Below are 24,945 nucleotides of genomic sequence, written 5' to 3'. Positions count from 1 at the left end.
CTTTGTATTTTTAATCAAAATTAACGAAAATCAGCTATAATTTATTTGTTTGCTTTATAATAATTAATCAATCCGTTGGTTGAAGAATCATGTGAACTAACTGTTTCGTTGCTTTCAAGTTCCGGTAAAATTTTATTGGCTAAAACTTTTCCTAATTCCACACCGAACTGGTCGAAACTGAAAATATTCCAGATCACCCCCTGAACGAAAATTTTATGCTCATATAACGCAATTAACTGTCCTAATGAAAAAGGAGTTAATTCATTGATTAGTATTGAGTTAGTTGGAGTGTTTCCGTGGAAGACTTTATAGTTTAACAAGAAATCAATTTCCTCATCAGATTTTCCTGAATTTCTTAATTCTTCCTCAACTTCTTCTTCTGTTTTTCCGAAGGCAAGTGCTTCAGTCTGAGCGAAAAAGTTAGCCAACAATTTATCCTGATGGTCAGAAACTTTATTCGGACTTTTCGCATACGCAATAAAATCCGCGGGAATCAATTCTGTTCCTTGGTGAATCAACTGATAGAAAGCGTGCTGTCCGTTTGTTCCCGGCTCTCCCCAGATAATCGGTCCGGTTTCATATTCTACAAACTCACCGTTTCTGTCCACACATTTTCCGTTACTTTCCATATCACCCTGCTGAAAATATGCCGGAAAACGGTCTAAATACTGAGAATATGGAAGAATCGCATGAGTAGTTGCTGCATAGAAATTTCTGTACCAGATTCCGATCAGTCCCATTAAAACAGGAATGTTTTCTCCAAAATCTGCCGTCTGGAAATGTTGGTCTGTATCGTAAGCTCCTCTTAATAATTGTTCAAAATTTTCGTAACCCACTGCAAGAACGATACTTAAGCCAATCGCACTCCACAATGAGTATCTTCCGCCAACCCAATCCCAGAACTCGAATATGTTTTCCTCTGCAATTCCGAAGTCTTTAACTGCCTGTGCGTTAGTGGATAAAGCGACAAAGTGTTTTGCCACATCTTCCTGTTTTCCGGCTTTTAAGAACCAGTCTTTGGCTGAGTTGGCATTCGTCATTGTTTCCTGAGTGGTAAATGTCTTGGAAGCAATGATAAATAATGTTGTTTCAGGATTTAAAGTTTTCACAGTTTCCGCCAGATGATTTCCGTCTACATTGGAAACAAAATGAACGTTTAACCTTGTTTTAAAATGCTTCAAAGCTGAAACGACCATCACAGGTCCCAAGTCTGAACCTCCGATTCCGATGTTCACCACATCTGTAATTTCTTTTCCTGTAAAACCTTTATGTTCACCTGAAATAATGCTTTCGGAAAAAGATTTCATATGATCCAGAACTCTTTTGATCTGAGGCTTGATATTTTCGCCGTCAACCAGAATTTCTTTATCTGAAAAATCCCTCAAAGCAGTGTGCAAAACTGCTCTTCCTTCCGTTTCGTTAATTTTATCTCCCGAAAACATTTTGGAAATCGCATCTTTCAATTCGCATTCTTCCGCAAGATTTAAAAGGAGGTTTTTCGTTTTGGAATCGATTAAATTTTTAGAATAATCAAACAAAAAATTAGGTCTTTTGATTGAAAATTCATTGAAACGATTCGGATTATACTGAAAAAGGCTTCTTAAATCGAAATCATTATTCGCAAATTGGTCGTCAAGTGCTTTCCAGCTATTGGTTTGAGTAGGATTTATTTTTGATAGCATATCTTTAGAAATTAAGGTTTTGTGACTTCGGATTCAGGATTGTTGAATTCCAAATCCTCATGTAAAATTATTGATTTGCAAATTTACGGAATTTTAGTTCAATCATATTAATGGATGATTAAAAATCAAATGTATGTTGAGTAACAAATGAATTTTTAAAATTTAAAATGCTTATTTTTAGGCATAATATTTCATGACATCATGCTGAACAGAAGAAATTTTATTAAAAAGTCATCTTTGGGAGTAGGATTTTTTGCTTTGCCTGTTTCTGCAAGATTTTTATTTGCAAACGATTACGTTTCTAAAAGACCGCCCTTGAGCGAAAGAAAATTCACTTCTGAGGCTGTTGAGAAAACCATCAAGACCATCAAAAAATCAATTGCTGATGAAGAATTGGCGTGGATGTTTGAAAACTGTTTTCCAAATACGCTTGATACAACCGTAAAATTTTACCGGAAAAACAATAAACCTTACACGTATGTGATTACGGGAGATATTGATGCGATGTGGCTTCGGGATTCTTCCGCGCAGGTTTATCCGTATTTAAGTCTCGCTAACGAAGATGAAAAACTGAAAAATCTTCTGAAAGGCGTCATTAATAAGCAGGTTGAATGCGTTCTTCTTGATCCTTATGCCAATGCATTTTTCAATGATGCCAATAAAGTAAGTGAATGGAAAAATGATTCTACCCAAATGAAACCCGGAATTCATGAGAGAAAATGGGAGATCGATTCACTTTGCTATGTTATGAGATTATCTTACAACTATTGTAAAATAACAGGAGATTTTCTTCCGTTTTTGATGCCGACTGGAAAAAAGCGATGCTTTTAATTTTGCAGACTTTTAAAGAACAGCAAAGAAAAGATTCAAAAGGTCCGTACAAATTTCAACGATCCAACGGAAATCCTCTGGACACACAATTTGCCGGAGGTTATGGAAATCCTACAAAGAAAGTTGGACTGATTCATTCAATGTTCAGACCTTCGGACGATGCGACTTTTTATCCTTTTTTAATTTCTTCCAATATGTTTGCGGTAGTTTCTTTGAGGGAAACTGCGGAAATTTTTTCTGAAATTTTTAAAGATGAAAATTCTTCGGATCAATTTAAAAATTTAGCTAAAGAAGTAGATGAAGCCATTCAGAAATATGCAGTTTTAAATCATCCGGAAGCTGGGAAAATTTATGCCTTGGAAATCGACGGTTTCGGAAATGCTTTATTTATGGATGATGCCAATGTCCCGAATTTATTATCCATTCCGTATTTGGGTTACAGATCCAAAGAAGACGAGATCTATAAAAATACCCGAAAATTTTCTCTGAGCAAGGCGAATCCGTGGTTCAGCGAAGGTAAATTTGCAAAAGGAATTGGCGGACCGCACATCGGAGAGCATAAAATCTGGCCTTTGGGTTTGATTATGCAGGCTTTGACAACGGATAATGATGAGGAGATTATTTCCTGCCTTAAAATGCTGAAAGCCACTCATGCCGGAACCGGATTTATTCACGAATCTTTTGATGTAGATAACCCGAAAGACTTTACAAGAGCTTGGTTTGCATGGGCAAATACATTATTCGGAGAATTGATTCTTCATCTCCATACAACAAAACCGGAAATCCTGAAAAGAAAGTTTTCAACATAAAAACCTCCGGATTTGCCGAAGGTTTATTGTAAAATTTAAAATATATATAGATAACCGAAGTTAGGATCGCTAAATTTCTGTGGTAGGCTGTTTTTTAGCAGGTTTTCTTTTTCTTACAAAATAAACAGCGGCAATTCCTATTAATACAATTGGCCAGACTGTGATGAGTCCTACTACAATTTTCTGGATCAGATAATATCCTTCCACGAAAGCTGATTTTGCGCTGTACAGAAAATCAAATTTGTACTTATCGTCTATGCTTTGTGTGTTGGTAACTGCAATTTCTGCGACTCTTATTTTGGGTTCTTTAATGTAAATGTCAACAATGCTGTATTTCAGCATATCGGTCATATTCATGCTTTCCAGTTGCTGGCTATTTCCTTCCTTCATATTTTCATCGCTCATGGTTACTTTGTCTTTATTTACATTCATCTGAGCAATATTGTTGGTTGTTTTCTTATTGCGCTGAGCTTCCAGTGCCGAATATTTTATATTTGCTGTTACATCTTCCGCATTAATTGATCTTGCATTCAGGAACAGTTTTTTATTATTAATTAAAGTCAGCAGTTCGCCCAGTTTTTCTGTGGGAACTCTTACCTGTATTGTGTTTTCAGACTGATATTTTTTTATCAGCATTGCCTGTTCATCCGATGTATTGTAGGTTTCCTCAGAAACCACATTGCTTTTCAGGTCGCTGTGCGTTACGAAGCCTCCCAATTCCTGAACGGATTTTTCAATGGATATGGTCGCGTCATAGACATCTTTTACTTCCATATTCACGTCTGCGGTTTTAATGAACTGCTTGTCTTTTACCTTCATGGTTGCCACAGAAGAAACACTGTCCGAAGATATTGCTATTGCCGAATCAGCAGATGCATATTTTTCAAGATTTTCGGAAGAAACTTCTCCTTTTTTGCATGAATAAATTCCCAGTAAAAGTGCTGTTGCGATGCTTAGTCCGATGTACTTCGTTTTCATAGATATAGATTTTTTAATGTTTTGCTTATCCCAAAGTTCAGACAGAATCGTTTGTAATATTTGAAAATGGAACGTAAAAATTCTGTAAAGAGAAATTCTGTTTTAAGTGGTTGTAATTCATTGTTTTGTAAATTGTGGGCTATTCAGCTACCTCATTTTCGGAGTAATTTTTGCTGTTCTTTTACAAATCAAACACAACAAATTATTATGTCAAATACTTTTTCCAAAATCCGAAACGCCATAGAATTATTCAGATTCATAGATTTTGATCAGTTGAGTGCTATTTCTCAAAAAGTAAATCTTCCCAAGCTGATGGAAAATTTCTCCAAATTAGACGATAAACAGCTTAACGGAATGATGAAAATGCTCGATCCGAATAAAAAGAAGAAAGAGCTTCCTGATATAGACGGCGATTTCTACGACATCTATCACACATTAAGTCCTGAACAGCGGGAAATTCAGTTAAAAGTGAGAGCGTTCATGGAAAAAGAAGTAAAACCGCTTGTTAATCACTACTGGCTGCGTGATGAATTTCCTCACGAACTGATTCCAAAATTTCAAAAACTGAATATCTGCGGAGTTACTTACGAAGGGTACGGCTGTCCCGGAATGCCTTTTCTAATGGAAGGTGTTATTGCGATGGAAATGGCTAGAATTGATGCTTCTATTGCTACTTTTTTCGGAGTGCAGTCCGGTTTGTCGATGGGTTCCATATATATCTGCGGTTCCGAAGAGCAAAAACAGAAATGGCTTCCACAGATGCAGAAGTTTGAAAAAATCGGAGCCTTTGGATTAACAGAACCCGAAGTAGGTTCCGGAGCAGCGGGAGGATTAACGGTAACCTGCAAAAAAACATCTGAAGGCTGGATTCTGAACGGACAGAAAAAATGGATCGGAAATGCAACGTTTGCGGATTTAATTATTATCTGGGCAAGAGATTTAGATGACGGCGAAGTAAAAGGATTTATTGTTGAAAAAGACAATCCGGGGTATTCCGTTGAGAAAATCAGAGGAAAAATGGCATTGAGAATTGTTCAGAATGGTTTGATTACGCTGAAAGATTGTTTGGTGACAGAAGAAAACAGGTTGCAGAATGCCAAATCCTTTAAAGACACCGCAAAAGTTTTAAGAATGACAAGGGCGGGAGTTGCATGGATGGCTACAGGATGCGCAAGAGGAGCGTACGAAAGTGCCTTGGATTACACCAGAAAAAGAGAACAGTTCGGAAAACCGATTGCTTCCTTCCAGATGATTCAGGGACATTTAGTAGAGATGCTTTCTAATCTTACGGCAATGCAGGCCATGGTTTTCAGGCTTTCTGAAATGCAGGATGAAGGAATTTTAAAAGATGAACACGCTTCTCTGGCAAAAGTTTTCTGTACCATGAGAACCAGAGATATTGTTTCCAGAGCGCGTGAAGTGATGGGCGGAAACGGAATTCTGCTCGAATATGATGTGGCAAGATTTGTAGCTGATGCAGAAGCTATTTATTCTTACGAAGGCACAAAAGAAATCAACTCCCTGATTGTAGGAAGATCAATTACAGGTTTCAGTGCATTTGTATGATGATCTAAAAGAGAATGGTCAATGGTCAATGGTCAATTCGCTTTGCTTGGCAATGGATTAAATTCACTTGCGCAGCAAAATTCACTATTGACCATTCAGCCTTTTATTTCACTAAAGTTTTATATTTTTCTTTATTATCGATAATGATCCAGAGATTGATAAGGAAAAGGACTCCGGCTATTTATTCTTACGAGGGCACAAAAGAAATCAACTCCCTGATTGTAGGAAGATCAATTACAGGTTTCAGTGCATTTGTATGATGATAAAAGTGAATGATCAATGATCAATTCGTTTTGTTTGGCAATTTTAAAATTCACTTGCGCAGCAAAATTCACTATTGACCATTCAATCTTTTATTTCACTAAGGTTTTATATTTTTCTTTATTGTCGATAATCATCCAGAGATTGATCAGAAAAAGGACTCCGGCAATTGACATTCCCATGGGAGATTTGTCTAAGGTGAAGATATGACAGACAATTCCGATCATTACCGGTAGAATAATAACGGCACCTAAAGCCCTTGTTTTAGGAAAAATAAAAAGCAATCCGCCGATAACTTCAACTACTCCGGTAAGCGGCATCAGCCAACTGATTTCTCCAAATGCGGCAAAAAGTTTCATTTGTTCGGGAGTCGGCTTTTCCATCGGCATATAATTGAAGAATTTGTTTAATCCGGCATTAATGAACATCAATCCGAAAAGAAGGGAAAGGATAAATTTTACGATTTTCATGTTATGATTTTTTATTAAAGTTAAATAAAAATATAATCGGCTGATTAAAAAGGAAATAAAATTTAAATAAATTCTCGGTTTTGAGAAATATTTATTGAATTATATGGATTGATTTAATATATTTGTTGTGCAAGACAAATAAAACTAAATATTATGCTGAAAAATCTTAAAAAACTAAATCGTGCAGATTTAAGAGAAATTAAAGGAGGCGGAGGCGCAGAAAAGTGCGATATCGGACCTGTTGGATGTCCTTGTAAAATTCCGCCGGGCGATCCTTGTTTAGGTGGAGGAGGAGATCCGGGAAATCCTGGCGATCCTGTAGGGTATTGTCCGGACAGCGGTCAGTATATCTACTGTACAGAAACCTGCCCAAATGGATTACAGCCGCTTTGTGCATTGTAAAAATAAAAGCCTTCGATTTTGAAGGCTTTCTTTTTTATAGTTAATGCTTGATAATCAATCCATTTCCTTTAAAGTAATGTTCTTAGAAATTTTATAGGTTTTTTTCTTTTTATCGGGCTTTTCTTCTTCACCCAGCAATTTTCCCCAAGGCTGAAGTCCCTGAACTCTTTCGAAAATTATTTTAATGATGGCGATAGCCGGAATGCACAGAAACATCCCCGCAATTCCCCAAAGATGTTCTCCGATAAGAATTCCTATAAATGAAAATAAAGCATTGATTTTTACTTTGGAACCCACCACAAATGGCAGAACAATATTTCCGTCTACAACATGAACCGCAATATAGCCGATTGCCACATAGATGCAGGTAGATGGAGTAGAGGTTGCGAAAGCGATAAAGCATGAAATCAAAAGACTGATGCAGATTCCCAGATACGGAATTACATTTAACAAGCCCGTAAGAACTCCTAAAAGAATGGCGTATTTTACTCCCAGAATCGTAAGAACAATAGAAGTAAGGACGGAAACGATTAAAATCTGAAGACACAATCCGATAATGTACTTTTTGGTCATCACTCTTACTTCGCCTACCACTTCCTGAACGCTGGCTTTATGTTTTTCATTAAAAACGGTAATAATAAAGTTGTTTAAAACTCTTCTGTAATTCAAGATGAAGATAAAAAACAGAATAAAAAACACAAAGAATCCTAAACTCGAGGAAAAAATCCCAAAAGTAAATCCCAGAATAACGCCGGATGAAGAAAGAAGTTTATTCAGTCCCTGATCAATATAATTAAGCTGCTCATCTATTTTTACGTGAAAAGTTCTGGAAACCCAGTGCTGAATATCTTCCGCAACCGAGGTAAACTGCTTTTTAAGGTGTGGAATATCTTTACTGAAATCCGAAAGCTGTGATCCGAAAAAGTAAATTAACCCCGTTAAAATGAACAGCATCATTAAAACAGAAGCAATGGTCGACATCGATCTTGTAAATCTTAATCTTTTCTCCAGAAAATTGGCAACCGGCAGAAACAGCATCGCCATTAAAAATGCCAGAAAAAACGGAGCTAAAATACTCTGTCCCAAAGCAAGAAGATATCCCAATCCAATGATGGAAATAATAACCAGCGTGAGTTTTACAAGAAAAGGGAGCCGAACTGTATTCATAATTTAAAATCTTACTTCTATAAAATTAGTAAAAACACTTGTAACAGAAGGGTTATTTTTCAATTTGTTTAAGATAATTTCAATTCATTGTTCTTGATTATTCCATGTATAAGATCACTATTATTGGATTCTGTATTCTTAAGTTTACCAAAGAAAAAAGGACAGAAATAAGTCTCTGTCCTTAATTTGTTCCCAAAAATGAGAACTTGTGATAATTTTAATGATATTTATAAAACTTTTTCAACGGTAACGTAACTGTTATTGGTTACGGTATAAGATACAGTTCCTCCTATTTCTGAAACTGTTTCCAGGGTAATATACTGTCCCTGAACCATGTATACGGAAAAATCAAGGTTTATTTTCCTGTTTGTTCCGTCGAAGTTAACTGTATTTTCAAGCAACTGGCATCGGAGCGCATCATTTACAAACAATCCTGCTCCGAGTCTGTTGCTGAAAGTTCCTGCAGGACCTGTGAAGGTAAGATTAAGATTAATTCTGTATAATCCGGTCTGCCGAATATACAATCGGTTGATATTGGCTCCTGTAGTTCCCACATTCGTTTTCAGCTTTAGCGGATCTGCAAGAAAATTCGGTTTATCAATTAAAGAATTTATCGGAAGCAGAGTTGATCCTGAAGTTGTACTTACAGAATTAATCTGAAATCTTGAAATATTATCAGATTCCACTTCAAATGCTTTGCTCCATGCCAATCCGTCAAAAACCATCGTCTGTCCTGTACTCTTTACAAATAAGAGCATTCCTCTCAGGTTTTCTATTCTGGCAGAAGGTGCGTTACTTCCTGTAAAAGGCAGATCCATCTCAGTATCTACAGCGGGAAGACCAAATCCTTTTACTCCTGTCGCTTCACTAGCATTGGTGATGTACAGCATTACCTGATCAGAGCCGTTCGCGTTTGAGTCGGGATTGGTAAGGGTGGTGAAATTAATCTGAGCGCTGCAAATATTCAGTAAAAAGATAAATAGTAAATAAATATTTTTTTTCATCATTAATAGTTTTTAATTAAACGCGCTGCCAAATACGAGTAAAGAGCATTAGAATCTGTTCCGTAAGCAGATAAAGAGCCTCCCGAAATAGCATTTGAGCTGATTTCCGGAACCACTCTGAGCTCTGCTCCTGAAGGTAAGTAGACGGTTTGCGAAAAGCTTGAAGTCTTGTTTCCCTGTGTGTCGATTACAAAAACAATAGAATAATTGGTCTTGGTAACTACCGTTTCCCAATCTGATGTTGAGGTATATTTTACCTGAAGACTCATTTTAAATTCTGTAATTCCTGCCTGTAATCCGAAACTACCTCCTGTAAAGCCTAAGGCAACAGCAATATCGTAGATGCCGGATTGTTTTATAGTTACATTTCCTGTGTTTTTTAATGTTAAATTGTCTACGAGCACCTGGCTTCTGTTATCTGCAGCCAGATAAGTAGGCGTGTTTCCGGCGAAGCAGAATCCGATCCCAAATGAAATGCAGGGAATCGTAGTCCCTGAAGAGACTCCTAAACGGGAAGCTTTCGGCTGATAGATCGCCTGAATCTGTCTTGCAGGATTCCAGGAATATCCGTCGTATTTATAGTACTGATCATCATTTTTACTGTAGATCAGACTTCCTGTAAGATTAGGATAATCATCAAAAATATCCGTTGCAGACACATTGTATTTCGGGAAGGTTGTATAGGTATTGGAAAAGGGAAGAATAACGCCTTTAGATCCATCCACGATTTTTACAATGTTTTTTGTACTGATATCATTTCCGCCGATTACTATTTGTCCATGAAATAGCTGGAGGGAAAATATTACGGCAAATAATAAATTTTTTTTCATCATTACATGTTTATTTTTTCTATAATAATTTCAGAAACAGAGTTTCCTGTTTTATCCATAGAGAAAAACATATTGTTTCCTCCCAATACTCCTGTACACACGCCCGTTCCGATGTTTTGTGTACCGTTCATTGTCAGTCTCAGTTTATCACCTGCATTGAAAACGCCTACGTAGGTAAAAGAAAGTGCCTGTCCCACGTCAATAGCACCCGGAGCTAAGGTAGTTACCGATAAGGCTCCGGATGTTGAGCTGCTTGAATTATTATTAATAGGTCTCCACGTTGCATCTGTAGAAGAACTTAATTCCAGATTTACCCTCGATTGAAGATTGATAACAACTCCTGCACACAAAGGCGTACTTATATCAATCGCACCGCTTTTAAAAGAAATCTTATAAAGACCTTTTTCATTTATATTAATCACATTGCTGTTCGTAGAGGCAAGAGCAACACTCGAAGAAATATCATTAAAAACAGGACTGCTGTTTGTAAAAAGAATATTTTCCGTAGAGCAGGTTCTTACGGTAAGCGCGCAGGCTAATCCGCACGTTCCGCATGATGAAGTTACAACGCCGGATCTTATGAATCTTGCCATTTTATTGCTCTTCATGGTGCTTACAATAGGATCCGATATCTTCCAGGTTGTGCCGTCATTCTGTACAATACTTCCGGTTTCTCGGTTGAATATTATCGATCCCTGAGTTCCTGTTCCGGTAGTTGCCGTTTCGGAGACGGGCAAAGATAATGCTGTATTGGATCTCGGAATTCTTGCCGCGAAATTATCCTGCTTAATATGCAGCATTGCTCTTGAATCCGGTTGAAAAGAAGTGTCTTTCGAAATCCCTATTTGAGCGTTTGGCAAAAACGAAAGAAGACCAAAGAACAATAAAATAATTTTTGTTTTCATCGCTAGTTTTTCAATTTGTTATAAATAATCTGATACAGCCAAATACCTACTTGGGCTTCGTCCAACAATGGATGATGGTAATTTCTTAAATGTCGGGTCTGGTGGCTGGTGAAAATCTGTAAGATTTTTAAAGTTTTTAACTGAAAGCTGAAACTTTAAAATGTTTTTGCTTACACAAAGTTGCTTATAAAAAAGAAAAATTATTGTTGATTTAGATCAATAAAAAACGTTGATCTAAATCAACGTTTTTTATAATGCTGAATAAAATTTACAAGAATTTACTGGTTTTTCAGCATATTGCTTTTAATCCTGCTGTAAGTTTCTTTGGTTAAACCAAGATAAGAAGCAATAAGATGTTGCGGAAATTTCTGAAAAAAATCCGGATAACAGTTTTCAAGTTCCTGTATTCTTTGTTTTGCAGGCAGCATATTGGTCGCATAAAGCCGTTTTAAAAGCTGTAAAGACTGTCTTTCAAAAAGAATCCTGCGCGCTTCAAGAATAAAGGGCTGATTGATAAGATGCTCTTCAAAATCTTCTTTTGTAAATATCAACAGCTCGGAACGCTGATATGCCTGAATATAATATGATGAAGGTGTATTTTTCAACATACTTTCCCTGTCTCCGACCCACCAGTTGTCTATAAGTAAACCCAGAACCTTTTCTTTACCTTTTTCATCAAGAGAATACTGTTTGATAGCTCCCTTAACGATAAATCCGGTTAATTTACATATTTCACCTTGCTGAAGAAAATACTGGTTCTTTAATAAAGTCTTAGGTTTGAAAACCTCTTTGATGATCTTAATTTCTTCGGGATTGAGAGGCGAAGCTAACAATCCATTCAAATATGAAATAAATTTATTATACATCTTTTTTCCGAATATAATTTTAGTAACATTATGTTTTTTTATACGATTATTTTGTGTTTGTGTAATACAAAATTATGAAATATTTCGTTGTTCTGTAGATAATAATTGTTTAAAATTTCGATATTTTAAATAATCCTCTAATCTGTTTTCTCTATAGTTAAGGAATTTGTAATTTTAATTAGTTGTTGCTGAACTTATGTAATTCAAAATTATCCGTGTACACAAGAAAAAAAGCCATAGCAATTGAGTTTTTGCTATGGCCTGTTAAATTTATTTTTAAAGATTACTTTCTTTTACTCTAAAATTTTATTGAAAAAGAATTTATTTCTCCAATGCGATTTCGATAACTTCTTCCATTCTGTTTACATAATGTACATTCAGGTTTTTCAGATAATCTTTTTTAATTTCTTCCACATCTTTTCTGTTGGCTTCACAAAGAATAACCTCTTTAATTCCCGCTCTTGTAGCTGCAAGAAGTTTTTCTTTAATTCCTCCCACCGGAAGAACTTTTCCTCTTAAAGTAATCTCTCCTGTCATGGCAAGATGAGGTTTTACTTTTTTATTTTTAAATGAAGAAACCATAGAAGTCAGCATAGCAATTCCCGCAGAAGGTCCGTCTTTTGGCGTTGCGCCTTCCGGAACGTGAACGTGGATGTTTTTCTTTTCGATGTCATCCTGAGAAATTCCCAGTTCATCATGTTTCGCTTTAATATATTCCAGCGCAATGGTCGCAGATTCTTTCATCACGGTTCCTAAATTTCCGGTCATGGATAATGATCCTTTTCCGTTGCTCAAAATACTTTCAATGAATAAAATATCTCCGCCAACGCTCGTCCATGCGAGACCTGTAACAACCCCTGGAACTCCTGTAATTTCAGATAAGCTTTTCGGTCTCGGAACACCTAAAATTTCATCCACTTTTTCGATCGAGATTTTAGGATCGTAATCTTTAACCAAAGCCGTCTGCAAAGCTACCCAACGCGCGATTCCTGCAATTCTTTTTTCCAGAGATCTTACGCCGCTTTCCGAAGTGTGTGCTTCGATAATATGTTTTAATTCAGTATTTCCGAGTTTAAAAGATTTAGCATCCAAACCGTTTTCCTCCTGCTGTTTTTTAATTAAATGTCTTTTGGCGATTTCAATTTTTTCCTCTAAAGTATAGCCTGCAATCTGAATGATTTCAGTTCTGTCTAACAAAGGAGTCTGAATGGTAGATAATGAATTTGCCGTTGCAATAAACATTACTTTAGACAGATCATACCCCATTTCCAAGAAATTATCGTAGAAAGACTTATTTTGTTCAGGATCAAGAACTTCTAAAAGCGCCGAACTTGGATCACCATGCAATCCCTGTCCGATTTTATCCATTTCATCTAAAACAATAACAGGATTGGAAGTTCCGGATTTTTTAATCGACTGAAGAATTCTTCCCGCCATTGCACCAATGTAGGTTTTTCTGTGACCACGGATTTCACTTTCATCGTGAAGACCGCCCAAAGAAAGTCTTACATATTTTCTTCCCAGTGCATCTGCAACAGATTTTCCCAGTGACGTTTTACCGACTCCGGGAGGTCCCACAAGCAAAAGAATAGGGGATTTCATGTTGTTTTTAAGCTTTAAAACAGCCATATGCTCCAGAATTCTTTTCTTGATATCTTCTAAACCGAAATGGGCTTTATCTAAAATTTTCTCCGCTTTGGCAATATCAAAAACATCTTTGGTGTATGTTTCCCAAGGAAGATCCGTAAAGAAATCCAAGTAATTTCTCTGAACATTGTAATCCGGCGAATTAGGATTCTGACGCTGCAAACGGTTGATTTCCTTCTGGAAATGTTCTTCTACTTCATCGCTCCATTTTTTTTCTCTCGCCTTTTTAATAAGATCTTCTATGTCGCCTTCTGTACCGCCTCCCAATTCTTCCTGAATCGTTCTGATTTGCTGGTTCAGGAAATATTCTCTCTGCTGTTTATCAAGATCCTTCGAAGTTTTCTGATGGATCTGGTTTCTCAGTTCCAGCTTTCTGAAATCCTCATGCATCATCTCGTAGCACTTGTTGGCTCTTTCCATCAGATTCTTTTCTTCCAGAAGCTTTTGCTTGTCAGAAGAAGGGAAATTAGCATTTGTGCAGATGAAATTCAACAGGTCATCATTGTTGTTGATGTTTTTTATGGCAAAATTCGCGGCATTCGGAATGTTAGGATCCAGCTCAATGATTTTCAGGGCAAGATCTTTTACATTTTCCAGTAAAGCTTCGTATTCTTCTTTATTTTTAGGCTTGGAATCCTTTAATTTTGATATTTCTGCTTTAAAATAAGGCTGTGTTTCAATCACTTTCTTGATTTTGAATCGGTGAAAACCTTTCGTAATCGCAGTAATATTTCCTTCCGGAAGTTTGATGATTTTAATAATCTTTGCTAAAGTTCCGGTCTGGTATAAATCTTTTTCGGAAGGCTGCTCAAGATCAGAATTTTTCTGGCTTACGATTCCGATGAAATCGCCATTTTTCTGGGCTTCTTCCAACAGTTGGATAGATGCTTTTCTTCCGGCAGTAATCGGGATCACAACATTGGGGAACATCACCATATTTCTTACAGGAAGGATCGGGAATATCTTTTGCTCCGAATTTTTTTCTGTTTCCGCAAGATCATCAATGTTGATTTCCTGAGCTACAATATCAAATCCGTCGCTTATCATTTCTTCTAAACTAATATCTTCAAATTCTGTCATAGTAAATCGAATGACAAATTGTCATTATCGTTTTAATTCGTTAACGTGAAATTTCATAATATGTTTTGAAAAGGCAATCCATATTATGTGTGCTTAAAATGCACAAGACTTATGCCATTTGTTTTTTACTAAAAAATACGGTCAAAATTTCCTTTTTTATAAAAATTAAATTTTAAAAATTAAAATAAAGGTCTTGTATTTCCGTAATTTCTTAAAAATGTGTATTTTCGCAAACTGATAAAAAACTATAATTTATATAATGGCAATTTTAGGACAAATTAGGAGTAGACCTTGGCTTTTGATGGGAGTAATTGCACTGGCGCTTTTGGCGTTCCTTGTAAACCCCGACAGTATTGATAAGGTTTTTGGTAAAAATCCTGATGTTTTAGGAAAAGTGAATGGTGAGAAAATTACCCGTGAAGAGTTTAACGATCAACTTTTCGTACTGCAACAACAGGCTGAACAGCAAGGTCAACCAAAAAATGGTCTTGAAGAGCAGGCTTGGCAATTGCTTGTGCAATCGAAGCTGATCAAACAGCAATTCGAGAAAATGGGCTTCGAAATGACGGACGATTACTTCTGGAACCAGATCCAGTACGATCAGATGTTTGCACAGCAGAAGCAGTTTTTTGATGAGAAAGGTAATTTCAAAACCCAGGAGCTTAAAAAACAGATAGAAGATATGAAAGCGGCTTCGCCGGAAGGGTACAACCAATGGTTGAAAACCAGAAAATCAATCGAGTACAGATTGATGGCGAGACAGGTATTTGCTAATGTTTCTACAGGAATTACTACAGGTAAAAAAGAAGCTGAAGAGTTGATGAGAGAAAGAGATCAGTTAGCTGATATCGATTTCGTAAAAGTAGATTATGCAGCTTATCTTCAAAAAAACAACATTAAAGTTACCACTGAAGATTTAACAAATTATATCAAGCAGCATCCGATAATGTTCAAAGCGGAAGAAAGCAGAAATATAGGAATCGTTTATTTCCCTTCTCAGCCAAGCCCTGCAGATGATGCGGCGGCTCAGAAAGAAATCAATAAATTATTCTCTGTAGGAAGCGATGCAAGCGGAGGTTCTGAAAACTTCCAGAATACAAAGAATGACTCTATGTTCATCATGGCGAATTCTGATATGCCATTCAATCCACAGTATCTGAAGCCAAACCAATTGCCTCAGACCATTCAGGCACAGCTTCCGACAGCAGCGATCGGTCAGACTTTTGGTCCTTACAAAGAGCAGAATTTTTATGTAGTTTCTAAACTTTTAGATAAAAAGACTTCAGATTCTACACTGTCAAGACATATTCTAATCGCTTTCAAAGGAAGTCCTGCGGGAGAAGGAGTTACAAGATCCAAAGAACAGGCTAAGAAACTGGCAGATTCTATCGGAGCAATTGTAAAAGCTAATCCGGGGAAATTTACAGAATTCCTTAAATTATCAAACGATCCAAATTCTGCTGCACAAGGTGGTAGCTTAGGATGGACAACTCCTGAAACACCTTTCGTTCCTGAGTTCTTAAAATACCTGTCTGAAAACCCTAAAGGTGCGACAGGTGTTGTAGAAACACAGTTCGGGTATCATATCATCAACATTGAAGATAAAAAACCGGGAGCAATGGCTTATAAAGTGGCAAACTTGGTAAAAGCGGTTAAACCTTCTGATGCTACGGAAGCAGAAGTAAACAAAAAAGCAAGCAGATTCGTTCAGCAGGTTCAGGGGAAATCTTTCAACGATTTCGTGAATATTGCTAAAAAAGCAAACTATCAGTTCTCTAATCCTAAACAGGCGAAGAGATTCGACGGACAGCTTCAGGGATTAGGAACAGACAAAGATCCGGAAATCCTTGCATGGGCTTTTGACAAGAAAAGAGAAAAAGGAGATACTGAATTGTTTACAGTAGACGGAACAGGAGATAAAATTGTAGTTTACTTAAACGGGAAGCAGGAAAAAGGAACTGCAGATCCGGAATCTGTAAGAGATCAGATTGAAGTAGTGGTTAAAAATAAACTGGCTGCAAAACAGATTTCTGAGAAAATCGCGAAAGCAGGAAATTTAGATCAGATCGCTAAGCAGTTCGGAACTACAAAACAATCTGCACAGGTTAACTTATTAAATCCTTCAGTAGCAGGTTCTATGGAGCCAAAAGTTGCCGGAGCTGCATTCGGAGTGAAGAAAGGACAACTTTCTAAGCCGGTTGAAGGAGGAACAGGAGTGTATGTTCTTGTTAAAAAGAACGAAATTACAAACAAGCAGCCCGGAGATCTTAAACAGTTTACAGAATCTGTTACCCAGAGAAACGGCGGAATGTTCGGGCAGGCTTGGTTAAAGAGCTTACAAGACAATTCGGATATCGAAGATTACAGAATCGAGATCTGGAACAAGCTAGGTTCTCAGCAACAATAAAAATAATTTTTCAGATAGATAAAAAGCGGCAAAGTTTTTGCCGCTTTTTTTGTGTGTAACGCAGAGCAATAGAGAAAAACATTCATTTAAATGTAGTATATTTGCTCATTAGAAAAAATTTAGCAAGTGAAGTTCAGTAAAGAATTAAAAGCTGGTGTAATCGCACTATTGGCCATTGTCGGCTTTGTGGTGCTTTTTCAATTTATGAAAGGCAGAAGCCTTTTTACTACCGATAATATATTTTACGCACAATATGATAACGTCGAGGGATTGGCACAATCTTCCCCTGTTTCCATTAACGGATTAAAGGTAGGACAGGTTGATAAAATTATTCCTCATACATCTAAGGACGGTAAAATCGATTTTCTTGTAAAAATTACGGTTGATAGCAATTTTGAGTTCTCAAAAAATTCAACATTGGAAATTTTTGAACCGAGTTTAATGGGAGGAAAAGAAATGAGAATTAACTTGATGTACGGAGGTCCAACGGCAAAAGACGGAGATACTTTAAAAGGGGCATTTAAATTAGGAACTTTAGGAAGCCTTTCTTCACAGGTAGGTCCTGTAAAAGATCAATTACAGGTTGTTTTACACAGAGTAGACTCTCTGATGACGAATGCCAATCAGCTTGTTGATGCGCAGAACAGACAGGAAATTAAATTATTACTGGCTAATCTTAACAAAACGGTTGCCGCTTTACAGACTACGGCAGGAAGCGTAAATTCCTTAGTGGGTCACAACGATCCTAAACTTCAGAAAGTATTGGACGATGCAAGTCTTACCATGCAGAGCGGAAAAGTTACTTTGGATAAATATGGAAATTTAGCAGAAAGCATTGATACTAAAAAACTGAATGCTACCATCGCTAATTTAGATGCTACAGTAGGACAGTTAAATAATGTGGTTTCAGGAATCGACAGAGGGGAAGGAAGTTTAGGGAAAATTATGAAAGACGATCAGCTTTACAACAACCTGAATGCCGCTTCAAACAATCTTAATTCTTTGATCGAAGATTTGAAAGCGCACCCAAAAAAATATGTTAACTTCTCCGTTTTCGGAAAAAATAATAAAGACTAATTTTTTAAACCATGCATTATATCCCTAATATTATTTTTCTGATTTTATTAATTGCAGGTTTTGGACTTTTTGTAAAAAGTCTGCAGAAGATATATAGAAACATCAGATTAGGACGTGAGATCAATCGCAGCGACAGAAGAGGAGAAAGATGGGCAACAATGGCAACTGTTGCAATGGGGCAGAGTAAGATGACAAAACGTCCTGTAGCCGGAATTTTACACCTTTTTGTGTATGTAGGCTTCATCATCATCAATATCGAGCTTATCGAAATTGTAGTGGATGGAATCTTCGGAACACACAGATTTTTATCAACCATTTTAGGAAGCACCGTTTATGGTTTCTTTACCGCTACTTTAGAAGTTTTGGCACTTTTAGTGGTAATTGGCGTTGTTGTATTTTTTATTCGTAGAAATTTTTACGGAGTAAAAAGATTAACGATGAAAGAACTTTTAGGCTGGCCAAAAGAAGATGCAAACTGGATTCTGATTATCGAATTTGCTTTGATGATGGCTTTCTTTACCATGAACGCTTCAGACTTTATTCTCCAGTCAAATGGTTACGGTCATTTTGTAAAAGTAGGATCTTTCCCGATCAGCGAAATGACTTTCGTTCCGTTCCTTGAAGTTTTCAGTTTTGATAACGGATTCTTATTCGGCGTTGAAAGAGCAGCTTGGTGGTTCCACTTTGTAGGGATATTATTCTTCATGAATTATCTTTATTATTCAAAACATTTACACATCATTCTTGCTTTCCCGAGCACCTGGTATGCAAACCTTGAAGAGAAAGGAAAATTCAATAATCTTGAATCTGTAACGAAAGAAATTAAACTGATGATGGATCCGAATGCAGATCCTTACGCAGCTCCGGCAGAAGGAGAGGCAGAAACGCCTGCGAAATTCGGAGCAGAAGATATTTTTGATCTTAATCAGGTTCAGTTGTTAAATGCTTATTCATGTACAGAATGCGGTCGTTGTACTGCGGTTTGTCCGGCAAATATTACCGGCAAAAAATTGTCTCCGAGAGCCATTTTAATGAAGACAAGAGACCGTCTTGAAGAAGTCGGCAAAAACATTGATAAAAACGGAAAGTTTGTAGACGACGGAAAAAAACTGTTGAACGACTACATCACCAAAGAAGAATTATGGGCTTGTACCACCTGTAACGCATGTACAGAAGCTTGTCCTGTATTGCTGGATCCGCTTTCTATCATTTTCGAAATGAGAAGATTCCTTGTTATGGAGCAATCTGCTGCACCGCAGGAATTAAACCTGATGATGACAAATGTAGAAAACAACGCTGCACCTTGGCAATACAATCAGGCAGACCGTCTGAACTGGGCAAAAGACTAATTAATGTAACAATCTAAAATTTAACAATGTAGCAATCTTTTCATTGAAAACTGTTACATTGTGATATTGATAAACTGATATAAAATGGATTTCAATATAAAAACAATGGCAGAATATGCTGCCGAAGGAAAATCGCCTGAAGTTTTATTTTGGGTAGGTTGTGCCGGAAGTTTCGACGACCGCGCTAAAAAAATCACGAAAGCATTTTGCAAAATTTTAAATAAAATAGGCGTTGAATTCGCGGTACTCGGACAGGAAGAAAGCTGTACAGGAGATCCTGCAAAACGTGCAGGAAATGAGTTCGTTTTCCAGATGATGGCATTAACAAATATCGAAATTCTGAACGCTTACGAAGTAAAAAGAATCGTTACGGCTTGTCCACACTGCTTTAATACGCTTAAAAATGAATATCCGAATTTAGGAGGGAACTATGAAGTAATGCATCACACCCAATTCCTTAAAAAATTAATGGAAGAAGGACGTCTGAAAATTGAAGGCGGCGCATTCAGCGGTAAAAAAATTACCTTTCATGATCCTTGTTATCTGGGAAGAGCCAATGAAGAATATGAAGCGCCGAGACTTTTATTGGAAAAACTGGATGCCGAACTGGTAGAAATGAAACGTTGCAAGACCAATGGTCTTTGCTGTGGAGCAGGAGGAGCACAAATGTTTAAAGAACCTGAAAAAGGAAAAAAAGACATCAATATCGAAAGAACTGAAGAAGCTCTGTCTTTCGAGCCTAAAGTAATCGCAACAGGATGTCCTTTCTGTAATACGATGATGACGGACGGTGTAAAACATTTCAATAAAAATGATGAAGTTGCCGTGAAAGATATTGTAGAACTTTTAGCGGAAGCCGAAGATTTATAATAATAATCTTAAATAAGAAGCTTTAAAAATTCATATTTCCATGAAAATAAAATGGAAGATCTCCTTTTTTTTGATAATTATTATTTTTATTTTCCTTAGTTTTTGGAACTATAAAAATAGGATTTACGATTGGGATATGCCTGGCTATATCGGATGTTTGTACTCCTTAAAATTCCCCGATTCTGCCAATAAAATCAGAATACTCACTTATGAAGAAATTCAGAAAAAAGCTCCTGAATTTCAATTTAAAGATATTTTAGGAACATTAAAGCCTGCCGACAAAGCGCGACAGGCTTTTGCCAATAATACACAGGCTTTTAGTGAACAGTTGCCCTACTTCAAAATCAAAATTGGTTATAATCTTGGAATCTTACTTTTGTATGAATCAGGTTTTTCTTCGCCAGATTCAGTGACATTTTTAAGTATTATTGCTTATTTTGTTTCTGGATTGTTGCTCTTTTACATTCTGAAAATTATATTTCCTGAAAATTATATTTTTGCCTTTGTATTATGCGTAGGAATAATGCTTTTACCTCCAATGACCTACATGTCAAGAGTCGCAACACCGGATATGTTTATTTTCCAGATCTTATTGGTTTTCATGATCGGAATATTAAAAAAATGGAATAACTGGATTATGTTTTTAATCCTTTTTTTCATAATTTTCACAAGACCGGATTATATTCCTTTCACTTTAAGTTATCTTGGAATTCTTTTTCTTTATGAATATTTCATCAATAAAAAGCTGGATTTTAGTCTAATAATTCAGGGAATAGTTCTTTTAATTTTATATCTTATAATTATTAAGCTATGTCAATATCCAGGCTGGAAACATTTGTTTTATGACACTTTTATTCGTAGAAGAGCTTTTATCTCTCATCCATCACCAGATTTTACACTGAAGGAATATCTTACTGTGATTTTTGATAAAATTATTCATTTCAAAAAAGTTACGCTAACGGTTTTTGGACTTTTTGGACTGATATTTTATTTCTCAAAAGATTCCTGGATAAGAATACTTGCTGTTTTTTTATTAATAAATATCTATATTAGATTTTTATTTTTCCCACATTCATCGGGCTTAAGATTTTTCTTCGGATATATTATGCTTCTGTTAATATTATTCTTATATGCTTTAAGTAAAAAGTATAATGGTTTCAAACTCAGGAAAATTGCGTAATTTTACCTTTTAAATTGATTAAAATGAAGATTGAAGAATCTAATATCGTAGAAGCAAACGACTACAGAGTAATAATATATCCCGCATCAAGACCTTTTGAAACAAAAGAAGCAAAACAGATAACAGAGAAACTTTTTGATTTTCTGGCAACTTGGGCAGCACACGGAAAACCGCTTTCATCGTCTTTTAAAATTGAAAAAAATCAGTTTATCATCATCTGTGTGGATGAAGAGAAAGAAATGGCTTCCGGATGCAGTATCGATGCGCTTGGGAAAGTAATGAGAGAAATTGATGAAGAATATCAATTGGGATTATTCGATAGAATGAAAGCGAGTTTTATAGAAAACGGAGAAGTGAAAACTTTAAAACTGAATGATTTTAAGTCAAAAGTAAGAAACGGAGAAATTGCTAAAGACATTCAGGTTTTTGATTTTTCTAAAAATACCTATCTCGAATTTATAGGGAATTTTCTTTTGCCATTCGATAGAAGTTGGGCGGCTGGAATTAAATAAAAATTCATTAGCATTAATAAAATAGAAAGTGGAGCTCCTCCACTTTTTTTGCTTTGTGTATATTTGATAACTTTTGGAAACTGATTGAAAAAGGATGCATAAAATACTATTCTTAACAACCGCTCACCGTTATGATGATGACAGAATTTTCTATCATCAGGCAAAAGCTTTGCTTAATGACGGAAATCAGGTTAAAATTTGCAGTCTTTCTTCAGAATTTAAAGGGATTATCGATGGTATTGAAATAGAGTCTTATTCCATCTTAGAAAAAAGTATAGAAGAGAAGAGAAAAGCTTTTGAGAAAGTTTGCAATTCTTTTCAGCCGGATTGTATTATTTGTTCTGAGCCTTTGGCGGTGATTACAGCTAAAAAGTTCCAAAAAGGCAAAAAAATCAGTATTGCATATGATATAACGGAGTGGTATCCATCGATGAGGATGGTAGAGAATTTTTCCTTTCCTTTAAATATCCTCCACGCTTTTAAATTCTTTTTAATTCAGTTATATGCAGGATTTTTGAGTACTTATTTTATTTTTGGAGAGGATACCAAAAAATTTCCTCTGGCTTATTTTTTTCCTTTTAAAAAAGCAATTATTTTGCCTTATTATCCGGATGAAATTTACATCCATCAGAATATTAAAAAACTAGATCCCAGTAAAATCACACTTTGTTATACCGGTCAGTTTTCAGAAGAAAAAGGCATGGGAAATTTTTTCCTCGCTGTGGATTGTTTAAGAAAGAAAAAACCTGAACTTGAGATTTCAATTCTTTTAATTGGAGGTTCAAGAAAAGAAAAAGATGAACAGTACTTCTCAGAGCAGCTTAAAAAATATCAGTTTGAACATATTAAAATAGAGAAATCTGCTTCATTCGAAACTTTTACAGAAGCGTATTCCGAAGCCGATATTTGTTTTGATCTTCGAACGATGAATTCTGAAAATCATCATTGTCTGCCAATAAAAATATTTTATTATTTGGCATCGGGAAAGCCTGTAATTTATACAGATCTTAAAGCCATACGCAAACATCTGAATGTTTCAGAATTTGGTTTTCTGGTTAATCCTGAAGATTCTGATGCTATTGCGAATAGTATTCTTACTTATATTAATAATCCTGAATTATATTCGCTTCATGCAAAAAATGCAAGATTGGCTTATGAAAAAAAATATAACTGGAATATTATTAAAAGTTTATTCTTAAACTTCATCAAAACTTCAATAAAATAAGATGAAGCAAAATACTATTCTTAAAACCTTTGCATCACGGTTTTTAATTTTGATATTAAATTTCGGATTAGTCATTTACTCTACAAATATGTGGGGGAGTGAAGGAAAAGGCTTCATTTCTTTAGTAATCGCAGATCTTACGGTCATCAGTTTTTTTGCGAATATTTTTGTAGGGAGCAGCATGAGCTATTTCGCTTCAAAGTTTAAAACAGAGGAAATCTTACCGTTTGCTTATTTATGGTCGGTTTTAGTTGGGATTTTAGTTCCTTTAATCTTTAGATTTAACAATGCTTCGGCATATTTTGGGTATCTGATTATGCTCTCTGTCTTATCATCCATTTTGGCTGCAAATGTAAATTTATTTGTAGGTCAGCAAAATATCAGAATGTTCAATATATATACGGCATTACAGCAGATTGTACATGTTATTTTTATTCTGATTATAGTTTATCTGATTAAAATAACCTCAGTAGATGCTTATTTTTTGGCACAAATAGGGAGTTTTGGCATTCTGTTGTTAGGAAGCAGTTTTCAAGTTTTTAAAACTTGCGACTTAAAACGAATTTCATTCTCTAAAAAAATTGGCGGGAAATTATTCAATTATGGCTGGAAAACTCAGCTTAGCGCTTTCTTACAATTTTTAAATAACAGACTATCCTTTTATTTTCTCGAATATTTCAAAGGAGTAGTAAGCGTGGGAATTTTCTCTGTTGGAATAGCATTTTCCGAAGCAATATGGACGGTAAGCAGAAGTCTATCGGTAGTTCTTTATTCGGATGTTTTAAATAATAGTAATGCAGACGAAGCTATAGAAAAGACCAAAGTTTCTTTAAAAATTAGTTTTTTAGTTACATTATCATTTATTTTAGCCATGTTGCTTATTCCTGGGCAGTTATATTCCATGATTTTTGGAAAAGATTTCAGTCAGACCAAAGAAATTATCCTTTTTCTCTCTCCAGGGATTCTGGCAATTGCGGTAAGCAATATTATTGGTCATTATTTTGCGGGTATCAATAAATTAAGAATTTTAAATGTAAAATCTTTAATAGGACTTGTTTTCACAATAATTTCTTCTTTTTGCATCATTCCCAAATGGGGAATTCGTGGTGCATGTATTATTACTTCTGTCTCATATTGTATTTCTTCCGGGATTCTATTCTGGAGATTTTATCAGATGACAGAATTTCGTTTTCAGGATTTTATTCTTTCAAAAGTTGAAATTAATTTGCTTTTAAATAAATTCTTAAAGAAAAAATTAAAGTTCTAAATAAAAATAAGTTTTTATCTTTGTTGGAAATGAGAAATATTGTTTTTGGATTTCTGGTCATTTTTTGTGCCTTTCTGAGCTGCAGAACGGATGATGAAGATTTGCAGAAAATCGATCAGATTTTGAATGTTTATATGAAGAACGGAGCAGGACGAGATCTGTTTCATGCTAAAAAAGATCAGACCTATTTTACGTACTCTCTGAACGATGTTAATGGATCTAAAGATGTTTCTCCGGTAAGCAGTACTTTGCGGGCAACGGCAGATTCCACGCTTTTTATTGAATATATTGCAGGCGCCAAAAGAGTAGGGCTGGATACATTAGATCCGAATAACAAGACCTATCAGTCGGTGATCACGGTTTCACTGGTGAAAAGACTTAATAATACCATTTTGGATACCATTAACGAAACCCTGAAAATCCAGTATCATATGACGCCTTCGGTTTTTGAGGTCTCGAAAGTCTATTACAACGATACTTTAAGGTTTACAAAAACACCGGGTTCCCCGAATGTTGTTACTATCGTAAAATAATTTTATACATTTGCAAAACTGTTGACA

At 35.8% G+C, this 24,945-nt stretch carries 22 protein-coding genes; 13 read left to right on the top strand and 9 right to left on the bottom strand.

Features of this window, described 5'->3' with window-relative positions:
• Positions 1 to 41: 41 nt before the first annotated feature.
• Positions 42 to 1,682, bottom strand: a complete 1,641-nt coding sequence (gene pgi, locus DD829_RS06825) for a glucose-6-phosphate isomerase (RefSeq protein ID WP_108410134.1) — start codon at positions 1,680 to 1,682, stop codon at positions 42 to 44.
• Positions 1,683 to 1,883: 201 nt separating this feature from the next.
• Between pgi and DD829_RS24405 the strand changes: the two genes are divergently transcribed.
• Positions 1,884 to 2,513, top strand: a complete 630-nt coding sequence (locus DD829_RS24405) for a glycoside hydrolase family 125 protein (protein WP_317047706.1) — start codon at positions 1,884 to 1,886, stop codon at positions 2,511 to 2,513.
• Positions 2,504 to 3,322, top strand: a complete 819-nt coding sequence (locus DD829_RS24400; RefSeq protein ID WP_317047705.1) for a glycoside hydrolase family 125 protein — start codon at positions 2,504 to 2,506, stop codon at positions 3,320 to 3,322. The genes DD829_RS24405 and DD829_RS24400 overlap by 10 nt, the downstream gene beginning before the upstream one ends.
• A gap of 69 nt (positions 3,323 to 3,391) precedes the next feature.
• On the opposite strand, the gene DD829_RS06815 is transcribed toward DD829_RS24400, so the two are convergent.
• Positions 3,392 to 4,300 carry a DUF4349 domain-containing protein gene (locus DD829_RS06815; RefSeq protein ID WP_108410133.1) on the bottom strand — a complete coding sequence of 303 codons (909 nt, stop codon included), beginning with the start codon at positions 4,298 to 4,300 and terminating at the stop codon, positions 3,392 to 3,394.
• 207 nt (positions 4,301 to 4,507) lie between these two features.
• On the opposite strand from DD829_RS06815, the gene DD829_RS06810 reads away from it, so the two are divergent.
• Positions 4,508 to 5,866 (top strand): acyl-CoA dehydrogenase family protein, encoded by a 1,359-nt coding sequence (locus tag DD829_RS06810; RefSeq protein ID WP_108410132.1) that lies wholly within the window; start codon positions 4,508 to 4,510, stop codon positions 5,864 to 5,866.
• A 353-nt stretch (positions 5,867 to 6,219) separates the two neighbouring features.
• On the opposite strand, the gene DD829_RS06800 is transcribed toward DD829_RS06810, so the two are convergent.
• On the bottom strand, positions 6,220 to 6,597 hold the full coding sequence (locus tag DD829_RS06800; RefSeq protein WP_108410130.1) for a DoxX family protein: 378 nt from the start codon (positions 6,595 to 6,597) through the stop codon (positions 6,220 to 6,222).
• Positions 6,598 to 6,750: 153 nt separating this feature from the next.
• Here DD829_RS06800 and DD829_RS06795 point away from each other — a divergent pair, with 153 nt between their 5' ends.
• Positions 6,751 to 6,999 (top strand): bacteriocin-like protein, encoded by a 249-nt coding sequence (locus tag DD829_RS06795; RefSeq protein WP_076393790.1) that lies wholly within the window; start codon positions 6,751 to 6,753, stop codon positions 6,997 to 6,999.
• Between the two features lie 54 nt (positions 7,000 to 7,053).
• Here the strand turns inward: DD829_RS06795 and DD829_RS06790 are convergent, their stop codons facing one another.
• The 6 genes from DD829_RS06790 to lon form a co-directional block, all read right to left on the bottom strand.
• On the bottom strand, positions 7,054 to 8,166 hold the full coding sequence (locus DD829_RS06790) for an AI-2E family transporter (protein ID WP_108410129.1): 1,113 nt from the start codon (positions 8,164 to 8,166) through the stop codon (positions 7,054 to 7,056).
• 227 nt (positions 8,167 to 8,393) lie between these two features.
• A complete protein-coding gene (locus tag DD829_RS06785) occupies positions 8,394 to 9,170 on the bottom strand; it encodes a hypothetical protein (RefSeq protein WP_123906823.1) in 777 nt (258 codons plus the stop codon).
• Positions 9,171 to 9,172: 2 nt separating this feature from the next.
• The gene (locus DD829_RS06780; protein WP_108410127.1) at positions 9,173 to 10,003 is read right to left on the bottom strand and encodes a hypothetical protein; all 831 of its coding nucleotides are present in this window, start codon (positions 10,001 to 10,003) and stop codon (positions 9,173 to 9,175) included.
• Entirely contained in the window at positions 10,003 to 10,905 is a 903-nt protein-coding gene (locus tag DD829_RS06775; protein ID WP_108410126.1) for a hypothetical protein, read from the bottom strand. Before DD829_RS06775 ends, DD829_RS06780 begins: the two co-directional genes overlap by 1 nt.
• A gap of 278 nt (positions 10,906 to 11,183) precedes the next feature.
• Positions 11,184 to 11,771 (bottom strand): Crp/Fnr family transcriptional regulator, encoded by a 588-nt coding sequence (locus tag DD829_RS06770; RefSeq protein ID WP_116547642.1) that lies wholly within the window; start codon positions 11,769 to 11,771, stop codon positions 11,184 to 11,186.
• Positions 11,772 to 12,092: 321 nt separating this feature from the next.
• Positions 12,093 to 14,498 (bottom strand): endopeptidase La, encoded by a 2,406-nt coding sequence (gene lon, locus DD829_RS06765; protein WP_116547641.1) that lies wholly within the window; start codon positions 14,496 to 14,498, stop codon positions 12,093 to 12,095.
• Positions 14,499 to 14,757: 259 nt separating this feature from the next.
• On the opposite strand from lon, the gene DD829_RS06760 reads away from it, so the two are divergent.
• The 9 genes from DD829_RS06760 to DD829_RS06720 all read left to right on the top strand — a co-directional run bounded on the left by DD829_RS06760 (position 14,758) and on the right by DD829_RS06720 (position 24,918).
• On the top strand, positions 14,758 to 16,905 hold the full coding sequence (locus DD829_RS06760) for a peptidylprolyl isomerase (RefSeq protein WP_116547640.1): 2,148 nt from the start codon (positions 14,758 to 14,760) through the stop codon (positions 16,903 to 16,905).
• 126 nt (positions 16,906 to 17,031) lie between these two features.
• On the top strand, positions 17,032 to 17,982 hold the full coding sequence (locus tag DD829_RS06755) for an MlaD family protein (protein ID WP_108410448.1): 951 nt from the start codon (positions 17,032 to 17,034) through the stop codon (positions 17,980 to 17,982).
• Between the two features lie 11 nt (positions 17,983 to 17,993).
• Positions 17,994 to 19,331: a 4Fe-4S dicluster domain-containing protein gene (locus DD829_RS06750; protein WP_108410447.1), complete on the top strand. Its 1,338-nt coding sequence runs from the start codon at positions 17,994 to 17,996 to the stop codon at positions 19,329 to 19,331.
• A gap of 84 nt (positions 19,332 to 19,415) precedes the next feature.
• Positions 19,416 to 20,201: a (Fe-S)-binding protein gene (locus tag DD829_RS06745; RefSeq protein WP_087708232.1), complete on the top strand. Its 786-nt coding sequence runs from the start codon at positions 19,416 to 19,418 to the stop codon at positions 20,199 to 20,201.
• 136 nt (positions 20,202 to 20,337) lie between these two features.
• Positions 20,338 to 21,381, top strand: a complete 1,044-nt coding sequence (locus DD829_RS06740; RefSeq protein WP_116547639.1) for a hypothetical protein — start codon at positions 20,338 to 20,340, stop codon at positions 21,379 to 21,381.
• A 23-nt stretch (positions 21,382 to 21,404) separates the two neighbouring features.
• On the top strand, positions 21,405 to 21,893 hold the full coding sequence (locus tag DD829_RS06735) for a hypothetical protein (RefSeq protein WP_108410897.1): 489 nt from the start codon (positions 21,405 to 21,407) through the stop codon (positions 21,891 to 21,893).
• 94 nt (positions 21,894 to 21,987) lie between these two features.
• On the top strand, positions 21,988 to 23,118 hold the full coding sequence (locus DD829_RS06730; RefSeq protein ID WP_108410898.1) for a glycosyltransferase: 1,131 nt from the start codon (positions 21,988 to 21,990) through the stop codon (positions 23,116 to 23,118).
• Position 23,119: 1 nt separating this feature from the next.
• Complete coding sequence (locus DD829_RS06725) at positions 23,120 to 24,385, top strand: polysaccharide biosynthesis C-terminal domain-containing protein (RefSeq protein ID WP_116547638.1); 1,266 nt, start codon at positions 23,120 to 23,122, stop codon at positions 24,383 to 24,385.
• 29 nt (positions 24,386 to 24,414) lie between these two features.
• Positions 24,415 to 24,918, top strand: a complete 504-nt coding sequence (locus DD829_RS06720; RefSeq protein ID WP_076393764.1) for a hypothetical protein — start codon at positions 24,415 to 24,417, stop codon at positions 24,916 to 24,918.
• Positions 24,919 to 24,945 lie beyond the last annotated feature (27 nt).

It is taken from the genome of Chryseobacterium sp. HMWF035, from assembly GCF_003094695.1.
GTDB classification, from domain to species: Bacteria; Bacteroidota; Bacteroidia; order Flavobacteriales; family Weeksellaceae; genus Chryseobacterium; species Chryseobacterium gambrini.
Note: the sequence above shows the minus strand (reverse complement) of the source record. Positions and strands in the feature narration are given on the sequence as shown.

What these genes read in the sequence shown, in the direction of transcription:
- DD829_RS06735 (WP_108410897.1), top strand. Translation starts at nt 21,405, where the DNA reads ATGAAGATTGAAGAATCTAATATCGTAGAAGCAAACGACTACAGAGTA.
- pgi (WP_108410134.1), bottom strand. Translation starts at nt 1,682, where the DNA reads ATGCTATCAAAAATAAATCCTACTCAAACCAATAGCTGGAAAGCACTT.
- DD829_RS24405 (WP_317047706.1), top strand. Translation starts at nt 1,884, where the DNA reads ATGCTGAACAGAAGAAATTTTATTAAAAAGTCATCTTTGGGAGTAGGA.
- DD829_RS06790 (WP_108410129.1), bottom strand. Translation starts at nt 8,166, where the DNA reads ATGAATACAGTTCGGCTCCCTTTTCTTGTAAAACTCACGCTGGTTATT.
- DD829_RS06750 (WP_108410447.1), top strand. Translation starts at nt 17,994, where the DNA reads ATGCATTATATCCCTAATATTATTTTTCTGATTTTATTAATTGCAGGT.
- DD829_RS06800 (WP_108410130.1), bottom strand. Translation starts at nt 6,597, where the DNA reads ATGAAAATCGTAAAATTTATCCTTTCCCTTCTTTTCGGATTGATGTTC.
- DD829_RS06770 (WP_116547642.1), bottom strand. Translation starts at nt 11,771, where the DNA reads ATGTATAATAAATTTATTTCATATTTGAATGGATTGTTAGCTTCGCCT.
- DD829_RS06760 (WP_116547640.1), top strand. Translation starts at nt 14,758, where the DNA reads ATGGCAATTTTAGGACAAATTAGGAGTAGACCTTGGCTTTTGATGGGA.
- DD829_RS06745 (WP_087708232.1), top strand. Translation starts at nt 19,416, where the DNA reads ATGGATTTCAATATAAAAACAATGGCAGAATATGCTGCCGAAGGAAAA.
- DD829_RS24400 (WP_317047705.1), top strand. Translation starts at nt 2,504, where the DNA reads ATGCTTTTAATTTTGCAGACTTTTAAAGAACAGCAAAGAAAAGATTCA.
- DD829_RS06780 (WP_108410127.1), bottom strand. Translation starts at nt 10,003, where the DNA reads ATGATGAAAAAAAATTTATTATTTGCCGTAATATTTTCCCTCCAGCTA.
- DD829_RS06775 (WP_108410126.1), bottom strand. Translation starts at nt 10,905, where the DNA reads ATGAAAACAAAAATTATTTTATTGTTCTTTGGTCTTCTTTCGTTTTTG.
- DD829_RS06720 (WP_076393764.1), top strand. Translation starts at nt 24,415, where the DNA reads ATGAGAAATATTGTTTTTGGATTTCTGGTCATTTTTTGTGCCTTTCTG.
- lon (WP_116547641.1), bottom strand. Translation starts at nt 14,498, where the DNA reads ATGACAGAATTTGAAGATATTAGTTTAGAAGAAATGATAAGCGACGGA.
- DD829_RS06815 (WP_108410133.1), bottom strand. Translation starts at nt 4,300, where the DNA reads ATGAAAACGAAGTACATCGGACTAAGCATCGCAACAGCACTTTTACTG.
- DD829_RS06730 (WP_108410898.1), top strand. Translation starts at nt 21,988, where the DNA reads ATGCATAAAATACTATTCTTAACAACCGCTCACCGTTATGATGATGAC.
- DD829_RS06795 (WP_076393790.1), top strand. Translation starts at nt 6,751, where the DNA reads ATGCTGAAAAATCTTAAAAAACTAAATCGTGCAGATTTAAGAGAAATT.
- DD829_RS06740 (WP_116547639.1), top strand. Translation starts at nt 20,338, where the DNA reads ATGCCTGGCTATATCGGATGTTTGTACTCCTTAAAATTCCCCGATTCT.
- DD829_RS06785 (WP_123906823.1), bottom strand. Translation starts at nt 9,170, where the DNA reads ATGAAAAAAAATATTTATTTACTATTTATCTTTTTACTGAATATTTGC.
- DD829_RS06725 (WP_116547638.1), top strand. Translation starts at nt 23,120, where the DNA reads ATGAAGCAAAATACTATTCTTAAAACCTTTGCATCACGGTTTTTAATT.
- DD829_RS06810 (WP_108410132.1), top strand. Translation starts at nt 4,508, where the DNA reads ATGTCAAATACTTTTTCCAAAATCCGAAACGCCATAGAATTATTCAGA.